The 24170-nt window shown below is 66.9% G+C and carries 22 protein-coding genes and 1 pseudogene; 18 read left to right on the top strand and 5 right to left on the bottom strand.

All coding sequences use genetic code 11. The features are described from left to right. Nucleotides 1-233 precede the first annotated feature (233 nt). A complete protein-coding gene (hisN, locus tag BOX17_RS08835) occupies nucleotides 234-1025 on the bottom strand; it encodes a histidinol-phosphatase (RefSeq protein ID WP_071943705.1) in 792 nt (263 codons plus the stop codon). Nucleotides 1026-1246: 221 nt separating this feature from the next. Between hisN and BOX17_RS08830 the strand changes: the two genes are divergently transcribed. The 7 genes and pseudogenes from BOX17_RS08830 (at nucleotide 1247) to BOX17_RS08805 (ending at nucleotide 6939) form a co-directional block, all read left to right on the top strand. Then, entirely contained in the window at nucleotides 1247-2254 is a 1008-nt protein-coding gene (locus BOX17_RS08830) for an ABC transporter substrate-binding protein (RefSeq protein ID WP_071943703.1), read from the top strand. A gap of 105 nt (nucleotides 2255-2359) precedes the next feature. Next, complete coding sequence (locus BOX17_RS08825) at nucleotides 2360-3388, top strand: ABC transporter ATP-binding protein (protein WP_071943701.1); 1029 nt, start codon at nucleotides 2360-2362, stop codon at nucleotides 3386-3388. Next, on the top strand, nucleotides 3385-5076 hold the full coding sequence (locus tag BOX17_RS08820) for an ABC transporter permease subunit (RefSeq protein WP_071943699.1): 1692 nt from the start codon (nucleotides 3385-3387) through the stop codon (nucleotides 5074-5076). Before BOX17_RS08825 ends, BOX17_RS08820 begins: the two co-directional genes overlap by 4 nt. A gap of 8 nt (nucleotides 5077-5084) precedes the next feature. Next, entirely contained in the window at nucleotides 5085-5843 is a 759-nt protein-coding gene (locus BOX17_RS08815) for a DeoR/GlpR family DNA-binding transcription regulator (protein WP_071943697.1), read from the top strand. 85 nt (nucleotides 5844-5928) lie between these two features. After that, nucleotides 5929-6030, top strand: a pseudogene (locus BOX17_RS16760) (methionine biosynthesis protein MetW); the annotation flags it as partial. 94 nt (nucleotides 6031-6124) lie between these two features. Beyond that, nucleotides 6125-6577, top strand: a complete 453-nt coding sequence (locus BOX17_RS08810) for a DUF4426 domain-containing protein (protein WP_071943695.1) — start codon at nucleotides 6125-6127, stop codon at nucleotides 6575-6577. Then, nucleotides 6574-6939, top strand: coding sequence for a Rieske (2Fe-2S) protein (locus tag BOX17_RS08805; protein ID WP_071943693.1), 366 nt, complete (start codon nucleotides 6574-6576; stop codon nucleotides 6937-6939). Before BOX17_RS08810 ends, BOX17_RS08805 begins: the two co-directional genes overlap by 4 nt. Here BOX17_RS08805 and sfsA read toward each other — a convergent pair. Together sfsA and BOX17_RS08795 are read right to left on the bottom strand one after the other, a co-directional pair. Next, nucleotides 6898-7683: a DNA/RNA nuclease SfsA gene (gene sfsA, locus BOX17_RS08800; protein WP_071943691.1), complete on the bottom strand. Its 786-nt coding sequence runs from the start codon at nucleotides 7681-7683 to the stop codon at nucleotides 6898-6900. The genes BOX17_RS08805 and sfsA overlap by 42 nt on opposite strands. After that, nucleotides 7683-8843, bottom strand: a complete 1161-nt coding sequence (locus BOX17_RS08795) for a pyridoxal phosphate-dependent aminotransferase (RefSeq protein WP_071943689.1) — start codon at nucleotides 8841-8843, stop codon at nucleotides 7683-7685. Before BOX17_RS08795 ends, sfsA begins: the two co-directional genes overlap by 1 nt. A 218-nt stretch (nucleotides 8844-9061) precedes the next feature. On the opposite strand from BOX17_RS08795, the gene dksA reads away from it, so the two are divergent. The 11 genes from dksA to BOX17_RS08745 all read left to right on the top strand — a co-directional run bounded on the left by dksA (nucleotide 9062) and on the right by BOX17_RS08745 (nucleotide 21292). Beyond that, on the top strand, nucleotides 9062-9499 hold the full coding sequence (gene dksA / locus BOX17_RS08790; protein ID WP_071943687.1) for an RNA polymerase-binding protein DksA: 438 nt from the start codon (nucleotides 9062-9064) through the stop codon (nucleotides 9497-9499). 90 nt (nucleotides 9500-9589) lie between these two features. After that, the gene (gene gluQRS / locus BOX17_RS08785) at nucleotides 9590-10483 is read left to right on the top strand and encodes a tRNA glutamyl-Q(34) synthetase GluQRS (RefSeq protein WP_071943685.1); all 894 of its coding nucleotides are present in this window, start codon (nucleotides 9590-9592) and stop codon (nucleotides 10481-10483) included. 12 nt (nucleotides 10484-10495) lie between these two features. Beyond that, nucleotides 10496-10672: a hypothetical protein gene (locus tag BOX17_RS16965; RefSeq protein WP_164508631.1), complete on the top strand. Its 177-nt coding sequence runs from the start codon at nucleotides 10496-10498 to the stop codon at nucleotides 10670-10672. Then, complete coding sequence (locus tag BOX17_RS08780; protein WP_071943683.1) at nucleotides 10662-13622, top strand: ATP-binding protein; 2961 nt, start codon at nucleotides 10662-10664, stop codon at nucleotides 13620-13622. Before BOX17_RS16965 ends, BOX17_RS08780 begins: the two co-directional genes overlap by 11 nt. Then, complete coding sequence (locus BOX17_RS08775) at nucleotides 13600-14988, top strand: sigma-54-dependent transcriptional regulator (RefSeq protein ID WP_071943681.1); 1389 nt, start codon at nucleotides 13600-13602, stop codon at nucleotides 14986-14988. The genes BOX17_RS08780 and BOX17_RS08775 overlap by 23 nt, the downstream gene beginning before the upstream one ends. Nucleotides 14989-15852: 864 nt before the next feature. Further along, nucleotides 15853-17250: a polynucleotide adenylyltransferase PcnB gene (gene pcnB, locus BOX17_RS08770; RefSeq protein WP_071943679.1), complete on the top strand. Its 1398-nt coding sequence runs from the start codon at nucleotides 15853-15855 to the stop codon at nucleotides 17248-17250. Further along, nucleotides 17247-17744: a 2-amino-4-hydroxy-6-hydroxymethyldihydropteridine diphosphokinase gene (gene folK, locus BOX17_RS08765; protein ID WP_071943678.1), complete on the top strand. Its 498-nt coding sequence runs from the start codon at nucleotides 17247-17249 to the stop codon at nucleotides 17742-17744. The genes pcnB and folK overlap by 4 nt, the downstream gene beginning before the upstream one ends. Nucleotides 17745-17858: 114 nt before the next feature. Next, the gene (gene panB, locus BOX17_RS08760) at nucleotides 17859-18650 is read left to right on the top strand and encodes a 3-methyl-2-oxobutanoate hydroxymethyltransferase (protein WP_071943676.1); all 792 of its coding nucleotides are present in this window, start codon (nucleotides 17859-17861) and stop codon (nucleotides 18648-18650) included. Between the two features lie 11 nt (nucleotides 18651-18661). Next, on the top strand, nucleotides 18662-19510 hold the full coding sequence (panC, locus tag BOX17_RS08755) for a pantoate--beta-alanine ligase (protein WP_071943674.1): 849 nt from the start codon (nucleotides 18662-18664) through the stop codon (nucleotides 19508-19510). A 35-nt stretch (nucleotides 19511-19545) separates the two neighbouring features. Beyond that, nucleotides 19546-19926, top strand: a complete 381-nt coding sequence (gene panD / locus BOX17_RS08750) for an aspartate 1-decarboxylase (protein ID WP_071943672.1) — start codon at nucleotides 19546-19548, stop codon at nucleotides 19924-19926. A 190-nt stretch (nucleotides 19927-20116) separates the two neighbouring features. After that, entirely contained in the window at nucleotides 20117-21292 is a 1176-nt protein-coding gene (locus BOX17_RS08745) for an acetyl-CoA C-acetyltransferase (protein ID WP_071943670.1), read from the top strand. 163 nt (nucleotides 21293-21455) lie between these two features. Here BOX17_RS08745 and pnp read toward each other — a convergent pair whose 3' ends face one another. Together pnp and rpsO are read right to left on the bottom strand one after the other, a co-directional pair. After that, a complete protein-coding gene (gene pnp, locus BOX17_RS08740) occupies nucleotides 21456-23591 on the bottom strand; it encodes a polyribonucleotide nucleotidyltransferase (protein ID WP_208858055.1) in 2136 nt (711 codons plus the stop codon). Between the two features lie 263 nt (nucleotides 23592-23854). Next, the gene (gene rpsO / locus BOX17_RS08735) at nucleotides 23855-24124 is read right to left on the bottom strand and encodes a 30S ribosomal protein S15 (RefSeq protein ID WP_071943666.1); all 270 of its coding nucleotides are present in this window, start codon (nucleotides 24122-24124) and stop codon (nucleotides 23855-23857) included. Nucleotides 24125-24170 lie beyond the last annotated feature (46 nt).

Genomic DNA, 24170 nt, shown 5'->3' with positions numbered 1-24170 from the left:
GATGGCTCGTCACGGCATCGGTCACCGGAGGCAGCAGCGGGCTCGACGAGGACAGAGAGAGTCCGCCCTGAGGCAAGGGTTGGTGCGTCATGCACCGAAAGCCAGGGAAAGCGCCCTGCCACCGGCGAATGGATCACATTTATCCTCGGCGTGGTTCGTATCTTGGTGGACCACCGGTGGCGGCGAGGTAAGAGACCAGGCCTCGCCGGAAGAGTGTGGTAAGCACCTTTCGCCTATGCGCGCACCGCCTCGAGAATTTCCGCATGAAGTTCCGGTGTCGCGGCAGCCACCACATGGCCATCCGAGCCGAGATGCAGGTGCTGTCCCTGCCAGTCGGTGATGACGCCCCCCGCCCCTTCGATGACAGGCACCAACGCCATGAAGTCGTAGGGCTGCAGGTTCATTTCCATGACGGCGTCGATGTGGCCCGACGCCAGCAAACCGTAACAATAGCAATCCCCCCCATAGCGGCGCATGGCAGCCAGACTGCTGACGTGGTCGAAAACCTTCAGACCGGCTTCATCGAAGTTGTCGGGTGAGGTGGTATAGGCCAACGCGTCGGCCAATCGCGAGCAGGCACTGGTGTGGCAGGCGACCCCGTCGAACATCGTCGCTTCGCCGTCGCGACCGATCCACAGCTCACCCGTGGGCGGTATCGAGATCACGCCCAGAGTGGGTCGCCCGTCTTCAAGCAGCGCAATCAGGGTGCCGAAGGTCGGCATGCCGGTGACGAAGGACTTCGTGCCGTCAATCGGGTCGAGAACCCAGACATGCGCACTGTCCAGGTTGCTCGTGCCATGCTCCTCGCCGAGGATCCCGTGGCCGGGATAGGTTTCCTCGATCAGCGCGCGCATGGCCGCTTCGATGGCTCTGTCCGCATGCGTTACCGGCGACATGTCCGCCTTCTGTTCCACGGGGATGTTCCGTCGAAAATGCGCCATCGCCATGGGCCGCGCCAGTTCGACGAGCCTGCACGCGAAACTTGCCAAACCACCGTACTCCGTCTGCTCTGTACCTGACCGCATGATGTTTCCTCAATGCTGACATCGGCTCCCCCGCCATCAGGAGGGCTTAAAAAAACAGTAGACAAAACGCAAAAATACGCAAGACTACACAAATATCCCCAAATTGCCTTGCCGCTGCGGCATGCGAGAGGGGCAATACAACAACAATGGGTCATCTGACTGCCAGGGCCGCAGGCACATGGTCGGCCAGACGGACAGAGGATCGACCGGGAGAGGGAAAGATGAACAAATGCCTTTACACCCTTGGGTTGTCTGCCCTTGCCATGGGCGTGGCGACGACGGCATCGGCCGGGTCAATCACGGTTTACACCGCGCTGGAAGAAGAAGAGGTGGCAGGGTACGTGGCTGCCGCTGAAAAGGCCCTGCCGGATGTCGAGCTCAACGTGTTGCGGCTATCGACCGGCAAGCTGGGCGCGCGAATTTTGGCCGAGGCCGACAACCCCCAGGCCGATGTCATCTGGGGCTGGGCCGTGACCGCGATGATGGACCCGCGCATTCTGGACATGCTCGAGCCTTACAAGGCCAAGGGAGTCGAGGTGCTGGGCGACAGGTACCGCGACCCCGAGGACCGTTGGTTTGCGCCGATCGGCTACATGGGGGCGTTTTGCGTTAACACCGCGCGCCTCGAGGAGGAGGGACTGCCGATGCCCTCCAGCTGGGAGGATCTCGAAGACCCTGCCTTCAAAGACGAAATTCTGATGCCTGATCCGAACTCTTCCGGCACGGGCTATCTGCACGTCAACGCCGTCCTGCAATCCATGGGGGACGAAGCCGGTTGGGCACAGCTCGAGGCCGTGGATCCCAACATGGCCCAATACACCTCTTCGGGTTCGAAGCCGTGCAAGTCGGCGCGTGTGGGGGAATATACCGTCGGCATCTCGCTGGCCTTCACCGCGATGCAATCCATCGAGGAGGGATATCCTCTCGCCATGGTATTTCCCGAAGGTGGCGTCGGTTACGAGCTGGAAGCCTCCGGCCTGATGGCCAGCAGTGACAACAAGGACGACGCCCGGAAATTCCTCGACTGGACCCTGTCGGACGAGGCCACGGCCTTATACAGCGACTACAAGGCGCTGATCACTATCCCGGGCGTCAAGAGCAAGGCCGCGACCCCCGAGATGGGAATGCCCGACGACATTGGTGAGATCCTTGCCGATATAGACTTTACCGCCTCTGCCGAACGACAGACGGAGATCAAGAAGGCCTGGAAGGAAAGGTTCGGGCGTTGACCAGGATGCGTGGTGCAAGGTGATCTTGCGAGGACCCATGCCGAGTGTGGCTGGCGCCGGTAGCGGCACCAGCCACTGCGCCCTCGAGAGAGAGACCCCCCGGACATGTATCTTACAGCCCGAAACGTCACCAAGAAATTCGGCAGCTTCACGGCACTGGACAATGTATCGATTTCCATAGCGCACGGCGAATTCGTATGCCTGCTAGGGCCCAGCGGATGCGGTAAGACAACGCTGTTGCGTCTGATCGCCGGACTGGCCGACCTGGACGAGGGCGATATTCGTCTGGAGGAGGAAGACCTGTCGCAGACCCCCGCACGCAAGAGGGGGTTCGGCATCGTCTTCCAATCCTATTCGCTCTTCCCGAACATGACGATCGCTGAAAATATCGGCTATGGCCTGAAAATCCGCCATACCGCTGAGGCCCACATCGCCTCGCGGGTTGCGGAGCTTCTGGAGCTCATCAAGTTGCCGCAGGCTGCCGACAAGTTCCCCGGACAGCTCTCGGGCGGACAGCAACAGCGCATCGCATTGGCAAGGGCCATTGCCGTGGAACCGCGCGTCTTGCTGCTCGATGAGCCACTGTCGGCGCTCGATGCCAAGGTACGCGGCGAACTGCGCAGTGAAATTTCGCGCCTGCAGCGCCAACTGGGCATTCCCACCCTCATGGTCACCCATGACCAGGAAGAAGCGCTGGCGCTTGCCGACAAGATTATCTGCATGAACCAGGGCACGGTGGTGCAGTCAGGCAGCCCCGAGGATCTCTACAATCGGCCTGCCACACGGTTCGTGGCGGATTTCATAGGGACAAGCAACCTTGTCGAAACCGCGCGGGTGCGCGAGGTTCAGCCAGATCTGCTGGAATCACGCCCCGAGGGGCCGGATGCCACCTATGTCGCCTGTATTCGTCCCGAGCACATCATCCTGAAACCCGATGCCAATGGACGGGCGACCGTTCGCTCGGTCACCTTCCTGGGCAACATGTGTCGTATCGAAGTTGACGCCCCCCTCGGTTTGCTGACCGTAGAAACCCATGGGGCAGAGAGCTATCGCGAGGGCGAGACGGTTGACGTCTCCATACCACGCAAGCGGTGTACGTGGGTCGCTGACGATATCACCGAGGCGGCGTCATGATCACTCTCAGCGGCCTCAACGCGGGGCGCGGTGTGGCCGGGCTCATGGATGGAGACCGCGCGCTGGCATGGATCTGTCTGGGCCTGCCTTCGCTCGGTCTTTTGCTGTTCTTCGTCTATCCCATGCTCATCGTGTTCGTTAAATCGATTACGAACCTCGATGGCGTCTATACCCTGGACAACTATGTCGAGGTTCTGAATTCCACCGGTTTCTGGCGCGCCGCCCGCCACTCCATGGTCATGGGACTCTCGACCACGGTGATCAGTGTGATCCTGGGGTTTATCATCGCGCACGGACTCCATCGCTGTGCATTCCGGGGGAAATGGCTGATCAGGGGAGCCATCGTCCTGCCACTTCTGGCGCCGTCGCTGGTCCAAGGGCTCGGCCTGATCTTTCTTCTGGGACGCAATGGGCTGGTCAATCGCTTTTTCGGCCTGGAACTGGACATCTACGGGTTCTGGGGCCTGATGATCGCCAACACCCTGTATGCCCTACCGCAGGCCGTGATGATCATCGGTGCGTCGCTGGTATTGCTCGACGCACGCACCTACGAGGCCGCCGAGGTGACCGGCGCGACACCCTGGCAGCAGTTCCGGGATCTGACACTGCCGGCTTCGCGTTTCGGCGTATTGAATGCTGCCTTCGTGGTGTTCATCATCACCATTACCGATTTCGGCAACGCCGCGGTGATCGGCGGGGACTATTCGGTGCTTGCCACTGAAATCTACGCTCAGGTTATCGGTCAGCGCAATTTCAACATGGGCGCGGTCGTGGGGATCATGCTCTTGTTGCCCACCGTGGCGGCCTATTTCATTGAGCGCCAGGCAATGAAGCGCCAACAGGGCACTAAAGCCGGGGATACGCTGCCTTTCGTACCGCGCTTCAGGCCACTGCGCGACATTCCCATGGCTGGACTTTGCTTTGCGGCGTGTACGGCTATCGTGGCAGTCATCGGCGTCATGATCTTCGCCAGTTTCGTGCATCTATGGCCCTACAATTACTCGCTCAGCCTGCGACACTACGACATCACCCTGGCGGGCGGATATTCGTCACTCTGGATCACCATTGTCATTTCCGTGATGTCAGCGACCGGGGGGACACTGGCCGTGTTCCTTCTCGGTCTGGGGATGCGCCGCATCGCCGGCAGGGTGGCGCGCACGCTGCAGGTGCTGGCGGCAATGCCGGCCGCTGTGCCGGGCATGGTCTTGGGGCTGGCGTATATTCTCACCTTCAATTCCACGGCGACACCGCTCTATCTGCTTTATGGCACGGCCGCGTTGATCGCCATCGTGAACTTCTACCACTACCACACGCAGGCTTTCCTGACGACGATGACCGGATTTCGGCAACTCCCCGGCGCCTATGAGGAAGCGGCCAGCAGCCTGGGGGCGGGCATGGGGCGCATTGCCATCAACGTGGTCGCGCCTTTCATCGCGCCCATGCTGATCTCGGTTTTCTTTTTCATCTTCATGCGCTCCATGGTCACACTCTCGGCTGTCGTGTTTCTCACTACCCCGGAGCTCAACGTTGCCGCCGTGACCATCATGCGGCTCGACGATGCCGGGCTCACCTCTCAGGCTGCTGCCTTCTCTACCTGCCTGATGGCTGTCGTCATGGCAGCATTGCTGGGCATGAAGGGAATGCTGGCCTATTATCGCCGAAAAAAACCTTTTAATACAGCAGGTTAATCCATAACATGTGGTCCAGGGAACGGCACAAACGTATCCTGAGTGTGCTAGAAACCAAGGGAAAGATCAGCGCGAATGATCTTGCCAGCATGCTCGGCGTGTCGCGGGAAACGGTGCGGCGTGATCTTGTCGAACTTGGGGCGGAGGGGCTGATCACCAGGGTCCATGGCGGTGCGTTGCTTTCGCAGGCTCAAACCGAACCCCCCTTCCGGAAGCGCCAGGTCGAACAGATCAGGGCAAAGCGTGATATCGCTCGCAAAGCCGCCGGCCTGGTGTTGCCGGGACAGACCATTCTCGTGGATGCGGGAACGACGACTTCGGTGTTCGCGCACGAACTCGCGAAAATCAGCGGTATCACCGTCATTACCAACTCGATAGATATCGCCACCACGGTCCAAAGTGCTGAAACGAAAATCGATCTTATACTGCTGGGGGGCGGCATTATCAGCGATGTTCCCGCCACCTACGGCGAGCTCACGCTTGCGGAAATCCGCCGCTTTCACGTCGATCTGACTTTCGTGGCCCCGGTTGCCCTGGACAGTGAAAAAGGCGCATTCGACTTCGATCTGCACGAAGCAAGCGTGGCGGGGGCCATGATGGAACAAGCCAGTGAAAGTGTGCTGCTGGTCGATCACACGAAGCTGGGAAAAGTCAGCCGCGTCAAGTATTGCGATCCGGGACAGATCGATATGCTGGTCACCGACACACCAGTACATGACCCTGTTTTACGCCCCTTTCAGGACTGGGGGATGCGGATCGTCGTCTGACAGGTAGGTCAGGAACATTTTCGACCCTTCCTCGAGCATTCGAAAGCGTGGACACGGTCAAGAGCGCTTGCTCCAGCCGTTGATCTTCAACGAGGTTGAACGCCTGCGCCGCGACAAGGGTCTGAGCATTGTCGACCGGGCAGTGGGCATCGGCGACCACGAGGGCCACTGGACCTCGCGGTGGTGACCCAACCTGTTCGGCGAGATCGCCATCTTCCGGGTCGCCCGCCGAGCGTGAGCCCGGAAGGGCCCTGTCACGAAGCCCAGAGGGAGAACCGACGATGACGCGACACAGCCTGATGGCCCTGGCCATGGGCCTGATGCTGCTGGCGACCCTGCCGGCCCAGGCCCAGCAGTTCGAGCAGGTGGGGGACTTCCAGATCCACTACAGCGCCGTGAACACCAGCTTCCTGCCGGAATCGGTGGCCCGGGAGAACGGCATCCAGCGCAGCCAGGTCATGGCCCTGCTCAACGTCAGCGTGCTGGAGGAGCTCGAGGATGGCTCGACCCGTCCCGTCATGGCCTCGGTCGAGGGGCGCAGCGGCGCGCTCGACGGCGACGACAGCACGCCGCTGGCCTTCCGCAGCCTGCGCATCGGCGACGCGCCGTCCCAGGTCGCGGTCTTCCGCATCCGCGAGGACGAGCCGATGCGCTTCGACCTTCGCGTGCGTTACGACCGCAATGCCGAGCCCGCCGAGGTGAGCTTCATCCAGCGTTTCTACATCGACCGATGACCACACGGCCCGATGACGGCCCCTCGGCCGTGACCGCCCCGCCCATCGCCCATCTCGCCGAGCTCGAGGCCACCTCGGCCCGGGGAGTGCGCCTGCCCGACGGCCGCGACGCCCTGCTGGTGAGGGTGCACGGCCGGGTCAGCGCCTTCGAGAATCGCTGCCCCCACCAGGGCGTGCCGCTAGAGGCCGAGCCGGACCGCTTCCTGGAACCCGGTGGCGAGCTGATCCAGTGCGCCATGCACGGGGCGCTCTTCCTGCCCGAGGATGGCGAATGCGTGTTCGGCCCCTGCCAGGGCCGCCACCTGCGGGAGATCCCCGTCTCAATCGACGACCACGGAAGGATCCACCTCGCGGGTGAGTGAGACCGGGAGCCCGCGCCCCAGACGGATCCCCGTCGGCACCCCCTGCGCGCGGGTGAGCTCGCAGCGCCGCGCCAGCACCTCCACGCCGCGGGAGGCCACCTCCCGCAGGGTCGAGGCATAGGCGGGATCCAGGTGGAGCGCCGGCGCCACGTCGTCGATGCCCTCGTGGGCCACGCAGAAGAGCAGCACGGCCCGATGGCCCCGGGCCACCAGGGCCGCCAGGGCCTCCAGGTGCCGGCGCCCCCGCTCGCTCACCGCGTCGGGGAAGTAGCCGTGGCCATCGGCCTCCTTCAGCGTAACCTGCTTGACCTCGACAAAGGCCGTGCCGTGCCGGGGATCCTCGAGGCGAAAGTCCAGTCGTGTGCGATCGTGGCCCTTCCCATCGACCTGCCCCTCGACCCGTGCCTCGCGCCGGAGCGTGGCGTAGCCCGCCAGCTCCTCCACCCGACCCTCGTGCAGCGCCTCCTCAACGATGCGGTTGGCCCGGCCGGTATTCACCGAGGCCGCCGCCACGCGGCCATCGGGCTGCGGGAGCTCGATCAGCTCCCAGGTCCAGGCCAGCTTGCGGGCGGGGTTGTCGCTCGCGGCGAGCCAGACCCGGCCGCCCGGCACGTTCACCGCCCGCATGGAGCCGGTGTTGGGGCAGTGGGCCACCACCTCGCGGCCGTCGTCGAGGCGCACGTCGGCCAGGAAGCGCTTGTAGCGGCGCAGCAGGGTGCCGGGCACCAGGGGCGGGTACTCCATCAGCGACGCGCCAGGAAGCGCTCGAGGCGGCTCACCGCCTCTTCTAGCCGCGCCTCGCCGGTGGTGAAGGCGATGCGCACGTGGCGCTCGCCCCCGGTGAGCGCGAAGTCGGTGCCGGGGGTGATGGCGACGTTCTCCTCCTCGAGCAGCGCGCGGCAGAAGGCCTCGCTGTCGTCGCTGTAGCGCGAGACGTCGAGCCACAGGTAGAAGGCTCCCTGGGGGGGAAGCGATGGCGCCAGCCCCAGCCGCGACAGGCCCGCCAGCAGGGCGTCGCGGCGCCTGCCGAGCTCCCGGCGCCGCCCCTCGAGGATCTCGCGGGTGTCGGGCGTGAAAGCGGCCAGGGCGGCATGCTGGGCCGGGGTGGAGGGCGCCAGGAAGACGTTCTGGGCCAGGCGGGTGAGCGGCTCCACCGCCGCCTCGGGGGCCAGCAGCCAGCCCAGGCGCCAGCCGGTCATGCCGAAGTACTTCGAGAAGCTGTTGACCACGAAGGCGTCCGGGGTGATCGCGGCTACCGAGAGCGGCTCGAGGTCGTAGCAGAGCCCCTGGTAGATCTCGTCCACCAGCAGCTCGCCGCCGCGCGCCTTCACGGTGTCGGCCACCGCCGCGAGCCGCCCCGCGTCGAGCATGTGGCCGGTGGGGTTCGAGGGGGTGGCGAGCATGGCCAGGGAGGTGTCGTCACGCCAGTGGCGCGCCACCAGGTCGGCATCCAGCTGCCAGCCGCTCTGCGCGTCCACCGGCACGGCCTCCACCTCGGCCCCCGCCAGGGCCATGAAGTGGCGGTTGCAGGGGTAGTTGGGGTCGGCCATCAGCACCCGGTCACCGGGCCCCGCCAGCAGCTGGCTGGCCAGCAGCAGCGCCCCGGAGGCCCCGGGCGTGACCAGGATGCGCCCCGGGTCGACGGCGGCGCCGAAGTGCTCGGCATAGTGGCCGGCGATGGCCTCGCGCAGGGCCGGCAGGCCGGCCGCCGGGGTGTAGCGGGTCTGGCCGGCCGCCAGGGCCGCGTGGCCGGCCGCCACGACCGGCTCGGGGGTGGCGAAATCGGGCTCCCCGACCTCGAGGTGGATGACATCGTGGCCGGCGGCCTCCCGGGCCTGGGCGGCCTCCAGCAGGCTCATCACGCGGAAGGGGGCGACGCGCGCCACGCGGGCATTCCAGGACATGCTCGGCTCCTCTCGTCTCGCCGGGGCAGGCGGGGCATCTTTCCGGCGGGCGGTGGTCAAAACCGGCATGTTACGACTTTTGGCGTGCCGTCGCAGTCCCGTCGATGGAAGAGGTTGCAACGTCGGCCTTTTTCCGATAAACAAGCACCCCTTTGGCGTGAGATACCATGCACACGGCGGGTATTGATCAGTAGTCACTCAAGTAACGAGGCAGTCCCATGCCAGTAGCAGAAAAGAAGATGGATGCTCCCAAGAAATTCACCCCGTACGAGCCGGCGCCGGGTGAAGAGTACATGAACGATAAGCAGCTGGAGCACTTCCGCAAGATCCTGCTGGGCTGGAAACAGGAGCTCATGGAAGAGGTCGACCGCACCGTGCGCCACCTGCAGGAAGAGGCGAACAACTACGCCGATCCGGCCGACCGGGCCACCCAGGAAGAGGGCTTCAACCTGGAGCTGCGGACGCGCGACCGTGAACGCAAGCTGCTCAAGAAGATCAACGAGACCCTCGAGAAGATCGACGAGGATGATTACGGCTTCTGCGATGCCTGCGGCGTCGAGATCGGCATCCGCCGCCTCGAGGCCCGTCCCACCGCCACCCTGTGCGTGGACTGCAAGACGCTGGCCGAGCTCAAGGAAAAGCAGCTGGGCGGCTGACGCGGCCATGCCGATGTCCCGGATCTCTCCCCGCAACGGGCACCTCAGGGTGCCCGTTTGCGTGTCGGCCGCCCGTGGCGGAGGGCACCGATGAGCGACTATCGCGGCCGCTTCGCGCCGACTCCCTCGGGGCCCCTGCACTTCGGCTCCCTGGTGGCGGCCCTGGCGAGCTTCCTCGATGCCCGTCATGCGGGCGGCGAGTGGCGACTGCGCATCGAGGACATCGACCCGCCGCGCTGCCCGGACGGCGCAGCCGATACCATCCTGCGCCAGCTCGAGGCCTTCGGCCTGCACTGGGATGGCCCGGTGACCTGGCAGCACGACCACGATGACGCCTACGGCGCCGCGTTGGAGCACCTGAAGGCCAGGGGCCTCGCCTACCCCTGCAGCTGCTCGCGCAAGCAGTGGCGCGACTACCCCGTCTACCCCGGCTGGTGCCGCCACGGCGTCCGCGAGCCCGGCAAGCCGGTGGCCTGGCGACTGCGCAGCGACCTGGGGCTGCGCCCTGTGGTCTGGCAGGACCGGCTGTTCGGCGAGCAGCGCTTCGACCCGGCCGAGCTCGGCGACGTGGTGCTGAAGCGCAAGGACGGCCTCTGGGCCTACCAGCTCGCCGTGGTGGTGGACGACGCCGACCAGGGCATCAGCGACGTGGTCCGCGGCTTCGACCTGCTCGACAACACCCCCTGGCAGCGCCAGCTCCAGCACGCCCTGGGCTACCCCGAGCCGCGCTACCTGCACCTGCCGCTGATCCTGGGACAGGACGGGCAGAAGCTCTCCAAGCAGAACCTGGCACCGGCCATCCCCGAGGAGGAGCAGGCCGTGCGCCCGCTGCTGCACGCGGCCCTGACGGCGCTGGACCAGGCGCCCCCGGCGGCGCTGGCCACGGCACCGGTGGCCGAGCAGCTGCAGTGGGCAATCGGGCACTGGGAGGTCGCCCGGCTGCGCGCCGAGGCCCATCGCCAGCCCGACGCCACCATCCCCTGAGAGGAGCCCGTCGTGTACGTCTATCGCATCATGCTCTTCCTGGTGTTCGGCGGATACCTGCTCTCGCCGCTGCTGATGAGCGGCTGGGCGAGTCCCGATATCGCCTGGTACCGCCCCTTCGTGATCTGGGGGGTGCTGATCGCCCTGACCCTGTGGCTGGAGCAGAAGAGGAAGCTCGATGAACGCTAGCCTCGGCGCCATCCTGGCCCTGGGCAGCGGCTACCTGCTGCTGCTCTTCCTCTGCGCCCTGGCGGTGGAGCGGGGCTGGATCTCCGCGCGCATCGCGCGCCATCCGGCGGTCTACACCCTGGCACTGGGCACCTACGCCAGCGCCTGGGCGATCTACGGCAGCCTGGAACTGGCCAGCGTCGCCGGCTACGGCTATCTGGCCTACTACCTGGGGGTGGCCGGCGCCTTCCTGCTCGCCCCGGTGCTGCTGGTGCCGATCCAGCGCATGACCCGGACCTACCAGCTCGCCTCGCTGGCCGACCTCTTCGCCTTCCGCTTCCGCTCGCGGTGGGTCGGCACCCTGGTCACCCTGGTCAGCCTGCTCGCCGTGCTGCCACTGCTGGCCCTGCAGGTGCAGACCCTGGGCGACACCATCTTCCTGATGACCGGCACCGCCTCCCCGGCCCCGCTGGCGCTGCTCTTCTGCGGGCTGATCGCGCTGTTCGCGATCCTCTTCGGCGCCCGCCACACACGCCTCCATGCCCGCCACGACACCCTGCTGGCGGCCATCGCCCTGGAATCGCTGGTCAAGCTCGTCGCCATGCTGGCGCTGGGCGCCTTCGCGCTGTTCGTGGTCTTCAACGGCCCGGCCGACCTGCAGGCGTGGCTCGACGGTCCCGGTCGCCTGGCCCAGGCGGGCGTCGATCACCTCGACCCGGCCCAGTGGCGCACCCTGCTGCTGCTGTTCTTCGCCGCGGCCTTCCTGATGCCGCACATGTTCCACATCACCTTCGCCGAGACCCTCTCGCGGCGCACCCTGCTGCAGGCCGCCTGGTCGCTGCCGCTGTTCCTGCTGCTGATGGCGCTGCCGGTGCCGCTGATCCTGTGGGCCGCCCAGCGCCTGGGCATCGACGCCGCAGGGTTGGGCAGCGCCTACCTGGCCTATGGCCTCTCGGAGTCGCTGTGGCTGCAGGGCTTGGTCTTCATCGCCGGCCTGGCGGCCACCAGCGGCACCATGATCATCATCTCGCTGGCCCTGTCGGGAATGATCCTCAACCACCTGGTGCTGGTCGCCCATCCCCCGGTGGACCAGCCGGACCTCTACCACTGGCTGCGCTGGCTGCGTCGAGCCCTGATCGGCGCGGTGATCTTCGGCGGCTGGCTCTTCTATCGCCTGGTGGGGGTGAACCACGACCTGACCACCCTGGGGCTGGCCGCGTTCATCGGCATGGCCCAGTGCCTGCCGGGCATGCTGGCGCTGCTCTACTGGCCCGGCGCCAACCGCAAGGGGATGGTCACCGGGCTCCTCGCGGGCGTGCTGGTGTGGCTGGCCGGCACCTGGGTGCCCCTGCTGACCGACTTCCCGGCCCTGGTGCTGCTGCCGCCGGGGCTGGAGGCGCTGGCCGGCCAGCCGGACTGGTACGTGGTGACCCTGGTCTCGCTGGCGGCCAACATCCTCACCTTCATCCTGGTCTCACTGGTCACCCCGACCTCCGCCGGGGAGCGGGCCGCCGCGGAGGCCTGCTCGGTGGACGCGGTGATCCGCCCCAAGCGCCTGCCCTTGGTCGCCGGCAACGGCGAGGAGTTCAAGTTCCACCTGGCCCGCGCCCTGGGCGAGGAGGTCGCGACCCGGGAGGTCGAGCGGGCCCTGACCGACCTGGGCCTCTCGCCGCTGGATGGCCGCCCCTATGCCCTGCGGCGCCTGCGCGATCGCATCCAGGCCAACCTCTCGGGGCTGATGGGCCCCTCCGTGGCCCAGGACATCGTCGACCGCCACCTGCCCTATCGCCGCGGGAGCCTGGAGCCCACCGACGACATCCACTTCGTCGAGAGCCGCCTGGAGGCCTACCGCACCCGGCTGACCGGCCTGGCCCGCGAGCTCGACGGCCTGCGCCGCTACCACCGACGGATCCTCACCCGGCTGCCGGTGGGCCTGTGCGCCTTCGGGGTCGACGACGAGCTGCTGATGTGGAACGACGCCCTCGCCGAGCTCACCGGCATCGACGGCGACAGCGTGGTCGGCGCCCGCCGGGACGGCCTGCCGCCCCCCTGGAACGCCCTGCTGGGACGAATGCTGCTCGGGCACCACGACCACCTCTACAAGGAGCCGGTGATCCTGGACGGCGCCACCCGCTACCTGAGCCTGCAGAGGGCCGAGCTCGAGACCGACGAGGCGATGCGCGGGGGCACCGTGATCCTGATCGAGGACCACAGCGAGATGAAGTGGCTGGAGGACGAGCTGGTCCACGCCGCCAGGCTCGCCTCCATCGGCCAGCTGGCGGCCGGCGTGGCCCATGAGATCGGCAACCCCGTCACCGGCATCTCCTCGCTGGCGCAGAACCTGCGCTACGACACCGACGACCCGGAGGTGCTGGAGACCGCCACCCAGATCCAGCAGCTCACCGACCGCATCTCACGCATCGTCGAGTCGCTGGTGGGCTTCGCTCACGGCGGCCGCCACGTGGCGGGGCAGGCCTTCGTCCCGGTCTCGCTGGCCGAGGTGACCGACGAGGCCCTGCACTTGATCCACCTGGCCCGCTCGGGGGAGGATATCCGCTACCATAACCGCTGCCCCGCCGACCTGGAGGTCATTGGCGATGCCCAGCGACTGCTGCAGGTGCTGGTGAACCTGCTCGGCAACGCCCGCGACGCGAGCCGCCCCGGCGACGAGGTGGTCATCGACGCCGGACGGCAGGGCGAATGGGTGCACGTCACCGTCACCGACCAGGGCCACGGCATCGCCGAGCACGTGCGCGACCACCTGTTCGAGCCCTTCACCACCACCAAGCCGCCCGGCGAGGGCACGGGACTCGGCCTGCCGCTGGTCTACAGCATCATTGCCGAGCACGGCGGCCAGATCGACATCGACTCCCCGCCCCCGGGGCAGGCCCGTGGCACCCGCATCCACCTGTGGCTGCCCCTGAACTCAGAGCATGGTACCCGCACCGATGAGCCGGATCCTGATCGTTGAAGACGAAGCCATCATCCGCAGCGCCCTGAAGCGACTGCTGGAACGCCACGATCACCAGGTCAGCGAGGCGGGCTCGGTGGCCGAGGCCCTGTCCCTTGAGCCCCAGGGCTTCGACCTGGTGATCAGCGACCTGCGCCTGCCCGGCGAGCCCGGCACCGACCTGATCGCCCGGGCAGCGCCCGTGCCGGTGCTGATCATGACCAGCTACGCGAGCATGCGCTCGGCCGTGGAGGCCCTGAAGCTCGGCGCGGTGGACTACGTGGCCAAGCCCTTCGATCACGACGAGCTGCTCGAGACGGTGGCCAGGGTCCTGCACCAGCAGGCCACCCAGCAGGGCGAGCCCCCCGACGTCACTGAGCCGGGTGGCACGCGCCAGACCATGATCGGCAACTGCCCCGCCATGCAGGTGGTCTACACGCGGATCCGCAAGTCGGCGCCCGCCGATGTCACCGTGCTGGTGCAGGGCGAGTCCGGCACCGGCAAGGAGCTGGTGGCCCGGGCCCTACACCAGCAGAGCCGTCGCGCCAGTGCCCCGCTGATCTGCGTCAACTGCGCGGCCATCCCCGAGACGCTGATCGAGTCCGAGCTCTTCGGCCACGAGAAGGGCGCCTTCACGGGGGCCAGTGCCTCGCGCACCGGCCTGGTCGAAGCCGCCGACGGCGGCACCCTCTTCCTCGACGAGATCGGCGAGCTGCCGCTCGACGCCCAGGCCCGCCTGCTGCGGGTCCTGCAGGAGGGCGAGATCCGCAAGATCGGGTCCGTGGAGACGCGCCACGTGGATGTGCGCCTGATCGCCGCGACCCACCGCGACCTGCGTGGCCTGTCGAAGACCGGCGAGTTCCGCCTCGACCTCTACTATCGCCTCAACGTGATGCAGATCGACCTGCCGCCCCTGCGGGAACGCGAGGATGACATCCTCCAGATTGCCGACGTGCTGCTGGAGAAGGCCTGTCGACGCCACGAGCGCGAGGGGCTGCGGCTCTCCCGGGCGGCCCGTCGCACCATCCGCGACTACCCCTGGCCCGGCAACGTGCGCGAGCTGGAGAACGCCCTGGAGCGCGGCGTCATCCTCGCCGAGGGCCACCTTATCCACCCCGATGACCTGGGCCTGGCCGCGGGGCCCCGGCCGTTGCCCGAGCCCGTCGCCGAGGGCTCGGGCCTCGCCGCGCCAGTGGAGCCGGAGGCGACCGAGGAGGAGGACCTCTCGCTGGAGGACTACTTCCAGCACTTCGTGCTGGAGCATCAGGACCAGATGAGCGAGACGGAGCTCGCCCAGAAGCTCGGCATCAGCCGCAAGTGCCTGTGGGAGCGACGCCAGCGCCTGGGCATCCCGCGCAAGAAGGGCCCGCGTCGCACCACGGGATGATCTCCCTGGCCATACGAGCTCTGACAATACGACCCCTGGCCATAAGACCATAGTGCAAGCGCCCGCGGCTCAAGCCGCGGGCGCATTTTGCTCGGCGTCCGTCGTGCCCTGCACCATTTGTTACCTTCCCACTCAACCACTGCCCCACAGCGGGGCCAGATGGGTAACACTCCCCGGGCCCTGCCGGGCACGAAGTAGCTATACCAACCACATCCCGCTGTTTTCATTGCTGTTTATCGTTGATGGCATGCCACCTGCTACCTCTAGGGCAAGAAAAACAAACCCGGTTGTCACCCGCCGCCAACAACAACAACCAGGCAGCAAGGCGTGACAGGGCCCGACCCGCCAACAACAACAAGACACACGGGCCGCTACGACTTCGGCGCCTGCCGACAACAAGAACAGCAGTGGCACGCGCAAGGCCTTCGAGCCTCAATAACAACAAGCGACTCGAAGCACCGGAGCCCAGGACGCGACGCACCCACACACGGCCACCCAACAATGACAAGAGCCGTCGAGGTGCACTCCCGGCAACAACGCCAACAATCCGGGAGGAGGCATACTTCCATGCCGTCGTGGTTGGACTATTGTTTTGAATACGAGACGGTTGCCGTCAGGAGCATCAACAACCATAAGAACACCGCTTGCCTGAACACTCCTTGGTGACTGTGGTGCGTATTCAGGGCGATGCGCCATCACGAAGAAGAATCAGCTGCAGGGATGCAGCATCCTGCTTTCAGGGGAGGCCAACGGCCTCCCCTTTCTGCGTCCAGGCCGCCCTCCAGCACCGTGCCGCGCTTTGCAAGGTGTCAGTGGTCGGCTACACTCAACGCTTTTCCGCGTCCCGCGAGTCGATATCGCCGCATGATCAAAGGTTTTACCCGCTTTCTGCAGAGCCCGGGCCAGCGCATCAAGTCGCTGTTCGGCCCTCAGGATGCGCCGGCCGGCAGCACCGGCCCCCGCATCATTCCCCGCCCCGAGCACCCTGTCTCGCGTCAGCATTTCAGTGATGCTGCCCTCAAGGTGCTCTACCGCCTGCACAATGCCGGTTTCCAGGCCTTCCTGGTCGGAGGGTGCATCCGTGACTCGCTGCTCGGCCACATGCCCAAGGATTTCGATGTCGCCACCGACGCGACGCCCGAGCAGATCCGGGAGCTGTTTCGCAACTCGCGGATCATCGGCCGGCGCTTTCGCATCGTGCACGTCCGCTTCGGCCGCGAGGTGATCGAGGTCACCACCTTCCGTGGCAAGCCGAACGATGACCATGCCGACCATATCTCCCAGCAGTCTGACGAGGGCCTGCTGCTGCGCGACAATGTCTGGGGCAACATCGAGGAAGACGCCCTGCGCCGCGACTTCACGGTCAACGCCCTCTACTACAACATCGCCGACTTCTCGATCCACGACTTCGCCGATGGCGTGAAGGACATCGAGGCCCGCACCCTGCGGCTAATCGGTGACCCGGCGACCCGCTATCGCGAGGATCCGGTGAGGATGCTGCGGGCGGTGCGCTTCGCCGCCAAGCTCGACTTCCACCTGCATCCGGCCACCGAGGCGCCGATCCACGATGCCGCGCCGCTGCTGCTGCAGATTCCGCCGGCCCGGCTGTTCGACGAGGTGCTCAAGCTGTTCATGGCCGGCCAGGGTGTCGAGACCTTCCGTCTGCTGCGCCATTACGGCCTGTTCGAGATGCTCTTCCCCGAGGCCGACGAGGCCATGGAGGAGCTGCCCTGGGCCGAGCGCCTGGTCGAACTGGCCCTGGAGAGCACCGACCGCCGCATCCGCGAGGAGCGTCCGGTGACGCCGGCCTTCCTGTTCGCCTCCCTGCTGTGGGCGCCCGTCCAGCAGCGCCAGGCGATCCTGGAGGCCGAGGGCATGCCGCCCATCCCCGCCCTGCAGGCGGCCTCCCAGCAGGTGGTCTCGCGCCAGCTCCAGCACATCTCGATTCCCAAGCGCTTCAGCCTGCCGATGCGCGACATCTGGGACCTGCAGCAGCGGCTGCCGCTGCGCCGCGGCAAGCGGGTCTTCCAGACCCGCGAGCACCCCAGGTTCCGGGCCGCCTATGACTTCCTGCTGCTGCGCGAAGGGGCCGGCGAGATCGCACCGGGCCTGGGCGACTGGTGGACCGCCTTCCAGCAGGCCGACGAACACGAGCAGCGTCGCCTGCTGGGCAAGGTCGGCGCCGACCCGGCCGGCAGCGGGCAGCCGCGCAAGCGCCGCCGGCGCCGCCGCAAGCCACGGGGCCCCGCGAGCGACGCATGAGCGCGCCGGGGCATCATGCCTGGGTCGGCCTGGGCAGCAACCTGGAGGGACCGCGCGAGCATGTCGAGCGCGCCCTCGAGGAGCTCGACCGGCTGCCCCTGACGCGCCGCGTCGCGGCCTCGCGGCTCTATGCCAGCCGCCCGGTGGGGCCCGCCGACCAGCCCGACTACATCAATGCCGTGGCGCAGCTGGAGACGCGGCTCTCGCCGCTCGCCCTGCTCGACCAGCTTCAGGCCCTCGAGCAGCACCACGGGCGAATCCGCGGCCGGCGCTGGGGCCCGCGGACCCTGGACCTGGACCTGCTGCTGTTCGACGACTGCCGGCTCGCGCTGCCGCGACTGACCCTTCCCCATCCGGAGATGGCCCGACGCGCCTTCGTGCTGGTGCCGCTGGCCGAGCTGGCCCCGGGCATGACGCTCGACGGTCGGCCGCTGGCCCGGCTCGCGGCCGACATCGAGACCGACGGCCTGGCGCCGGTGTTACCGCCAGGCTGAGGAGCGCCCCATACTGTTACCTATCGACACCCCGAGTGTTTCGGGTAACAATCGCGGGTTACACAGAGGACGGCCCATCGACGGCCTCCCATGACCAGATGATGAGAGCATGCCATGAAAACCGTCACCCTGAGCTCGCTGCAGGCCTTCAAGCGCGCCGGTGAGCCCTTCAGCTGCCTGACCGCCTACGATGCCTCCTTCGCGCGGGCCGCCGGCGAGTCGGGCATCGAGGTGCTGCTGGTGGGCGACTCCCTGGGCATGGTCCTGCAGGGACACGCCAGCACCCTGCCGGTGACCCTCGACGAAATCTGCTACCACACCCGCTGCGTGGCCCGCGGCAAGGTCAATAGCCTGCTGATGGTCGACCTGCCCTTCATGAGCAACTCCAGCACCGAGCGCCTGCTGCAGGACGCCGGAGCCCTGATGCGGGCCGGCGCCGAGCTGATCAAGGTCGAGGGCGAGGCCTGGATGGCGGACGGCATCCGCGAACTGACCCGCCGGGGCGTCCCGGTCTGCGCCCACCTCGGGCTGACCCCGCAGTCGGTCTACCAGCTGGGCGGCTACAAGGTCCAGGGCCGCGAGGCCGAGAAGGCGACGCAGATCCTCGAGGATGCCCGCACCCTGGTCGAGGCCGGTGCCTCGGTGATCCTGCTCGAGTGCGTGCCGGCGAGCCTGGGCCGGGCGGTGAGCGAGGCACTGGAGGTGCCGGTGATCGGCATCGGCGCCGGTCCCGACACCGACGGCCAGATCCTCGTGATGCACGACGTGCTGGGCGTGACCCATGGCCGCACGCCACGCTTCGTAAAGAACTTCATGGCCGAGGCCGATGACATCCATGGCGCCTTCCGCCACTACCACGAGGACGTCAAGGCCCGCCGCTTCCCCGCCGAAGCGCACTGTTTCTAGGAGCCGTCACGATGCGCACCCTGCACGAGATTGCGCCCCTGCGCGAGACCCTGGACGACGCCCGTCGCCGCGGCCTGCGCATTGCCCTGGTTCCGACCATGGGCAACCTCCATGAGGGCCACCTGGCCCTGGTGGCGGAAGCCCGGCGGCGGGGAGACCTGGTGGTGGCGACGATCTTCGTCAACCCGATGCAGTTCGGGCCCGGCGAGGACCTCGACGCCTATCCGCGCACCCTCGCGGAGGACCAGCACAAGCTCGAGGCGGCCGGCTGCCAGCTGCTGTTCGCCCCGGACTCCGCCACCATCTACCCCCGCGGCCTCGAGGCCCAGACCCGCGTCTACGTGCCCGAGGTCAGCGAGGGGCTGTGTGGCGGCGACCGGCCCGGTCACTTCGACGGTGTCGCCACCGTCGTCACCATGCTCTTCCACCTGGTGCAGCCCGACGTGGCCTGCTTCGGCGAGAAGGACTACCAGCAGCTGGCGGTGATTCGCCGCCTGGTGGCCGACCTGCACCTGCCGGTGGAGATCGCGGGCGTGCCCATCGTGCGCGCCGAGGACGGCCTGGCGCTCTCCTCGCGCAACGGCTACCTGGATGCGTCCCAGCGCGCCATCGCACCGGCGCTCTACGCCACCCTGTGTGCGCTGCGCGAGGCCCTGGAGGATGGCGCCGAGCCCGACGCCGCCCTGGCCGACGGCCTCGCCCGGCTGGAAAAGGCCGGCTTCGCCCCGGACTACCTGGAGCTGCGCGCCGCCGACCTGAGCCCGGTCACGACGACCACCCGGCAGGCCGTGCTGCTCGCTGCGGCCCGCCTGGGCACCACCCGACTGATCGACAACCTGAGCCTGACCCTGCCGCGCTGAGTGCGCGGCATCGAGAACAGAGGAACCCTCGTCCCATGCAGACCATCATGCTCAAGGCCAAGCTGCACATGGCCCGCGTCACCCATGCCGTCCTCAACTACGAAGGCTCCTGCGCCATCGACGGTGAGCTGCTGGACATGTCCGGGATCCGCGAGAACGAGCAGATCCAGATCTACAACGTCGAGAACGGCCAGCGCTTCACCACCTACGCCATCCGCGCCGAGGAAGGCTCACGGATCATCTCGGTGAACGGCGCGGCCGCCCACCTCGCCACCGAGGGGCAGCGGGTGATCATCTGCAGCTACGCCCACTACAGCGAGGCGGAGCTCGACCGCCACCAGCCGGCCCTGGTCTACCTCCAGGAAGGCAATGTCGTCAGCCACACCAGCAACGCCATCCCCGTCCAGCTGGCCTGAGCCCTCCCCCGGCACCCCGTCTCGGGGTGCCCGTGCCGCTTCCCTCCCGCCTACGGCCATGGAAGCATTGCCGCGACGCACAATACTCCCCTATGCTGGAGGACCCGGCTCTGTCTGAGACGTCATCGCGTGCAGGGTGTCCTCCAGACACGGCCGCCAGTCCGCTACCTATTCTTCAGGAGTATCCCGCATGCAAGACGTGGTGATCGTTGCCGCACGCCGTACCGCCGTCGGCTCCTTCGGCGGCTCCCTGGCCGGCATTCCCGCCAGTGACCTCGGAGCCCATGTCATCAAGGACATCATGTCCTCCACCGGCGTCGCCGGCGACCAGGTGGACGAGGTCCTGCTCGGCCAGGTGCTGACCGCGGGGGTCGGCCAGAACCCCGCCCGCCAGGCGTCCATCAAGGCCGGCCTGCCGGACGCGGTTCCCGCCATGACCATCAACAAGGTCTGCGGCTCCGGCCTCAAGGCCCTGCACCTGGCGACCCAGGCGATCCGCTGCGGCGACGCCGAGCTGATCATCGCCGGCGGCCAGGAGAACATGTCGGCCTCGCCGCACGTGCTGCCCAACTCGCGCACCGGCCAGCGCATGGGTGACTGGAAGGCCGTCGACACCATGGTCCACGACGGCCTGTGGGACGCCTTCAACAACTACCACATGGGCATCACGGCCGAGAACTTGGCCGAGAAGTACGGCATCACCCGCGAGGCGATGGACGAGTTCGCCGCCGCCTCCCAGCAGAAGGCCGCCGCGGCCATCCGCGAGGGCAAGTTCAAGGGCCAGATCGTCCCGGTGGAGATCCCCCAGCGCAAGGGCGACCCGGTGGTCTTCGACACCGACGAGGGCCCGCGTGACGTGACCGCCGAGAAGCTCGCCGGCATGCGCCCGGCCTTCAAGAAGGACGGCACCGTCACCGCCGGCAACGCCTCCTCCATCAACGATGGCGCCGCCGTGGTGATGCTCTGCTCCGCCGAGAAGGCCAAGGCCCTGGGCCTCGAGCCGCTGGCGCGCATCGCCGCCTACTCCAATGCCGGCGTCGACCCGTCCATCATGGGCATCGGCCCGGCCCCGGCCACCCGCCGCTGCCTCGAGAAGGCCGGCTGGAGCCTGGACGACCTCGACCTGGTCGAGGCCAACGAGGCCTTCGCCGCCCAGGCGCTCTCGGTCAACAAGGAGCTGGGCTGGGATGTCAGAAAGGTCAACGTCAACGGCGGCGCCATCGCCATCGGCCACCCCATCGGCGCCTCCGGCTGCCGCATCCTGGTGACCCTGGTGCACGAGATGATCGCCCGCGATGCCAAGAAGGGCCTGGCGACCCTGTGCATCGGCGGCGGACAGGGCGTGGCCCTGGCCATCGAGCGCTAGTCGAACACGCACGCCAGACAACCAGCAGGACCGCATGCCCCGGACATTATGTCCGGGGCATCTTCTTTTCTGCCAATAGAAAACCGCCGCCAGGGCATGACCCTGGCGGCGGTTTTCCTTACGCCTTGCTCCTTGGCGCTTGCGGCCCGCCGAAGACGGTCACTTACAGCGCTGGCTCGGCGGCCTCCTCGGCCTCGAAGGCGGCCTTCTCTTCCGGGGTAATCTCCTTGATGGTGAGCTTCACCCGGTTGCGGTTGTCGATGTCGAGCACCTTGACGATGGGCTCGTCCCCCTCGTTGAGGAAGTCCCGCACGTCGTTGACCCGCTCCGGCACGATCTGGGAGATGTGCACCAGGCCGTCGGTACCCGGCATGATGTTGACGAAGGCGCCGAAGTCGGCGATGCGCACCACCTTGCCGCGATAGAGCTTGCCGATCTCGGGCTCGGCGGTGATCGCGAGCACGGTGTCGATGGCCGCCTTGGCCGCCGACTTGTCCTCGGCGTAGATGCGCACGGTGCCGTCGTCGTCCAGGTCGATGGAGGCGCCGGTATCCTCGCAGATCTTGCGGATGGTGGCGCCGCCCTTGCCGATGACGTCGCGGATCTTCTCCGGGTCGATCTTGATGGTCGCCATGGAGGGCGCGTTCTCGGAGACCTCGGTGCGGCTCTGGGCGATCACGGCGTTCATCTGCTCGAGGATCTGCTGGCGGGCGTCGTAGGCCTGCTGCAGGGCGATCTCCATGATCTCTTCGTTGATGCCCTCGATCTTGATGTCCATCTGCAGGGCGGTGACGCCCTCGGCGCTGCCGGCCACCTTGAAGTCCATGTCGCCGAGGTGATCCTCATCACCGAGGATGTCGGTGAGCACGGCGAAGCCGTCATCGTCCTTGACCAGGCCCATGGCGATGCCGGCCACCGGCGCCTTCATCGGCACGCCGGCATCCATCAGCGCCAAGGACGAGCCGCACACGGATGCCATGGAGCTCGAGCCGTTGGACTCGGTGATCTCGGACACCACGCGGATGGTGTAGGGGAAGTCCGCATCGTCGGGCAGCATGGCCTGCACGCCGCGGCGCGCCAGGCGGCCGTGGCCGATCTCGCGACGCTTGGGTCCGCCCATGAAGCCGGCCTCTCCCACGCTGTAGGGCGGGAAGTTGTAGTGCAGCAGGAAGCGGTCCTTGCGCTCGCCCTCCAGCGACTCGATCAGCTGGGAGTCGCGCAGGGTGCCCAGGGTCGCCACCACGATGGCCTGGGTCTCGCCCCGGGTGAAGATCGCCGAGCCATGGGTCTTGGGCAGGGTGCCGACCTCGATGGAGAGCGGACGCACGGTCTTGTGGTCGCGGCCGTCGATGCGCGGCTCGCCCTTGACCACCCGCGAACGCACCACGCGCTTCTCGAGGCCGGCAAAGGCGCCCTTGACGTCATCGGCGTCGAACTTGCCCTCTTCCTCGCCGGCGAGCTGCTCGACCGCCTGGTCCTTGAGGGCGGACAGGGCGTCCTGGCGGGCCATCTTGTCGGTGATGCGATAGGCCTCGCCGACCTTCGCCTCGAAGCCCTCGGCCATGGCGCCCTTGAGGGCAGCGTTCTCGGCAGGCAGCTGCCAGTCCCACTTCGGCTTGCCGGCCTCGGCGGTGAGCTCGTTGATGGCCTGGATGGCCACCTGCATCTCCTGGTGGGCGTAGAGCACGCCCCCCAGCATCTCGTCCTCGAGCAGCTCCTTGGCCTCGGACTCGACCATCAGGACCGCCTTCTCGGTCCCGGCGACCACCATGTTGAGCTCGGAGTCGCCCAGCTCCTCCACGGTGGGGTTGAGGAAGTAGCCGTTCTCCTCGGTGAAGCCCACGCGCGCGGCGCCGATCGGGCCGTTGAAGGGCACGCCGGAGATCGCCAGGGCGGCGGAGGTGCCGAGCATGGCCGCGATGTCCGGATCATGGTTGCGGTCGGTGGAGAGCACCGAGCAGACCACCTGCACCTCGTTCATGAAGCCCTTGGGGAAGAGCGGGCGGATCGGGCGGTCGATCAGCCGCGAGGTGAGAGTCTCCTTTTCGGTGGGACGCCCCTCGCGCTTGAAAAAGCCGCCGGGAATCTTGCCGACCGCGTAGGTCTTCTCCTGGTAATGGACGGAGAGCGGGAAGAAGGGCTGTGCGGGGTTGGCTTCCTTCCTGGCCACCACGGTGCACAGCACCACGGTGTCGTCCATGGTGACCATCACGGCACCGGTGGCCTGGCGGGCGATGCGCCCGGTTTCCAGGGTGACGGTGCTGCGACCGTACTGAAATGTCTTCTTGACCGGATTCACGGCGACTTCCTTCAACGTTACTTTTCTGTGTTTGGGTCGTTTTGACTCGGCGACCATTTTAGGGGTTGACGCCCGCCGCGACCACCGGTCTGCGACATTTCCGCCGCACTATTCCCCGGGCGGAGCCGGCGAGTGTCGGACCATCGAGCAGGCGCGGCCGATATCTCCCCGAACGCGGCCTCGTCACCCCCGGCCCCCGGTGCCACAAAAAGAAACGGGCAGCCCGTAGGCTGCCCGTTTCGCTACCGCGTGGGATGCGTCGCTTAGCGGCGCAGGCCCAGGCGCTGGATCAGCGACTGATAGCGCTCGAAGTCCTTGCGCTTCAGGTAGTCCAGCAGCTTGCGGCGCTGGTTGACCATGCGGATCAGGCCACGACGGGAGTGGTGATCCTGCTTGTTGGTCTTGAAGTGATCCTGCAGGCCATCGATGTTGGCGCTCAGCAGGGCCACCTGAACCTCGGGGGAACCGGTGTCGTTGTCGCCACGGCCGTATTCGTTGACGATGCCGGCCTTCTGTTCAGCGGTCAGTGCCATCTGTCTCTCCAGTAAGCAATATGCCTGGGGTATGAATGTGTGAGAC

Origin of the sequence: Halomonas aestuarii (assembly GCF_001886615.1) — a bacterium.
Classification (GTDB): Bacteria; Pseudomonadota; Gammaproteobacteria; order Pseudomonadales; family Halomonadaceae; genus Halomonas; species Halomonas aestuarii.
Note: the sequence above shows the minus strand (reverse complement) of the source record. Positions and strands in the feature narration are given on the sequence as shown.

What these genes read in the sequence shown, in the direction of transcription:
- hisN (WP_071943705.1), bottom strand. Translation starts at nt 1,025, where the DNA reads ATGCGGTCAGGTACAGAGCAGACGGAGTACGGTGGTTTGGCAAGTTTC.
- BOX17_RS08830 (WP_071943703.1), top strand. Translation starts at nt 1,247, where the DNA reads ATGAACAAATGCCTTTACACCCTTGGGTTGTCTGCCCTTGCCATGGGC.
- BOX17_RS08825 (WP_071943701.1), top strand. Translation starts at nt 2,360, where the DNA reads ATGTATCTTACAGCCCGAAACGTCACCAAGAAATTCGGCAGCTTCACG.
- BOX17_RS08820 (WP_071943699.1), top strand. Translation starts at nt 3,385, where the DNA reads ATGATCACTCTCAGCGGCCTCAACGCGGGGCGCGGTGTGGCCGGGCTC.
- BOX17_RS08815 (WP_071943697.1), top strand. Translation starts at nt 5,085, where the DNA reads ATGTGGTCCAGGGAACGGCACAAACGTATCCTGAGTGTGCTAGAAACC.
- BOX17_RS08810 (WP_071943695.1), top strand. Translation starts at nt 6,125, where the DNA reads ATGACGCGACACAGCCTGATGGCCCTGGCCATGGGCCTGATGCTGCTG.
- BOX17_RS08805 (WP_071943693.1), top strand. Translation starts at nt 6,574, where the DNA reads ATGACCACACGGCCCGATGACGGCCCCTCGGCCGTGACCGCCCCGCCC.
- sfsA (WP_071943691.1), bottom strand. Translation starts at nt 7,683, where the DNA reads ATGGAGTACCCGCCCCTGGTGCCCGGCACCCTGCTGCGCCGCTACAAG.
- BOX17_RS08795 (WP_071943689.1), bottom strand. Translation starts at nt 8,843, where the DNA reads ATGTCCTGGAATGCCCGCGTGGCGCGCGTCGCCCCCTTCCGCGTGATG.
- dksA (WP_071943687.1), top strand. Translation starts at nt 9,062, where the DNA reads ATGCCAGTAGCAGAAAAGAAGATGGATGCTCCCAAGAAATTCACCCCG.
- gluQRS (WP_071943685.1), top strand. Translation starts at nt 9,590, where the DNA reads ATGAGCGACTATCGCGGCCGCTTCGCGCCGACTCCCTCGGGGCCCCTG.
- BOX17_RS08780 (WP_071943683.1), top strand. Translation starts at nt 10,662, where the DNA reads ATGAACGCTAGCCTCGGCGCCATCCTGGCCCTGGGCAGCGGCTACCTG.
- BOX17_RS08775 (WP_071943681.1), top strand. Translation starts at nt 13,600, where the DNA reads ATGAGCCGGATCCTGATCGTTGAAGACGAAGCCATCATCCGCAGCGCC.
- pcnB (WP_071943679.1), top strand. Translation starts at nt 15,853, where the DNA reads ATGATCAAAGGTTTTACCCGCTTTCTGCAGAGCCCGGGCCAGCGCATC.
- folK (WP_071943678.1), top strand. Translation starts at nt 17,247, where the DNA reads ATGAGCGCGCCGGGGCATCATGCCTGGGTCGGCCTGGGCAGCAACCTG.
- panB (WP_071943676.1), top strand. Translation starts at nt 17,859, where the DNA reads ATGAAAACCGTCACCCTGAGCTCGCTGCAGGCCTTCAAGCGCGCCGGT.
- panC (WP_071943674.1), top strand. Translation starts at nt 18,662, where the DNA reads ATGCGCACCCTGCACGAGATTGCGCCCCTGCGCGAGACCCTGGACGAC.
- panD (WP_071943672.1), top strand. Translation starts at nt 19,546, where the DNA reads ATGCAGACCATCATGCTCAAGGCCAAGCTGCACATGGCCCGCGTCACC.
- BOX17_RS08745 (WP_071943670.1), top strand. Translation starts at nt 20,117, where the DNA reads ATGCAAGACGTGGTGATCGTTGCCGCACGCCGTACCGCCGTCGGCTCC.
- rpsO (WP_071943666.1), bottom strand. Translation starts at nt 24,124, where the DNA reads ATGGCACTGACCGCTGAACAGAAGGCCGGCATCGTCAACGAATACGGC.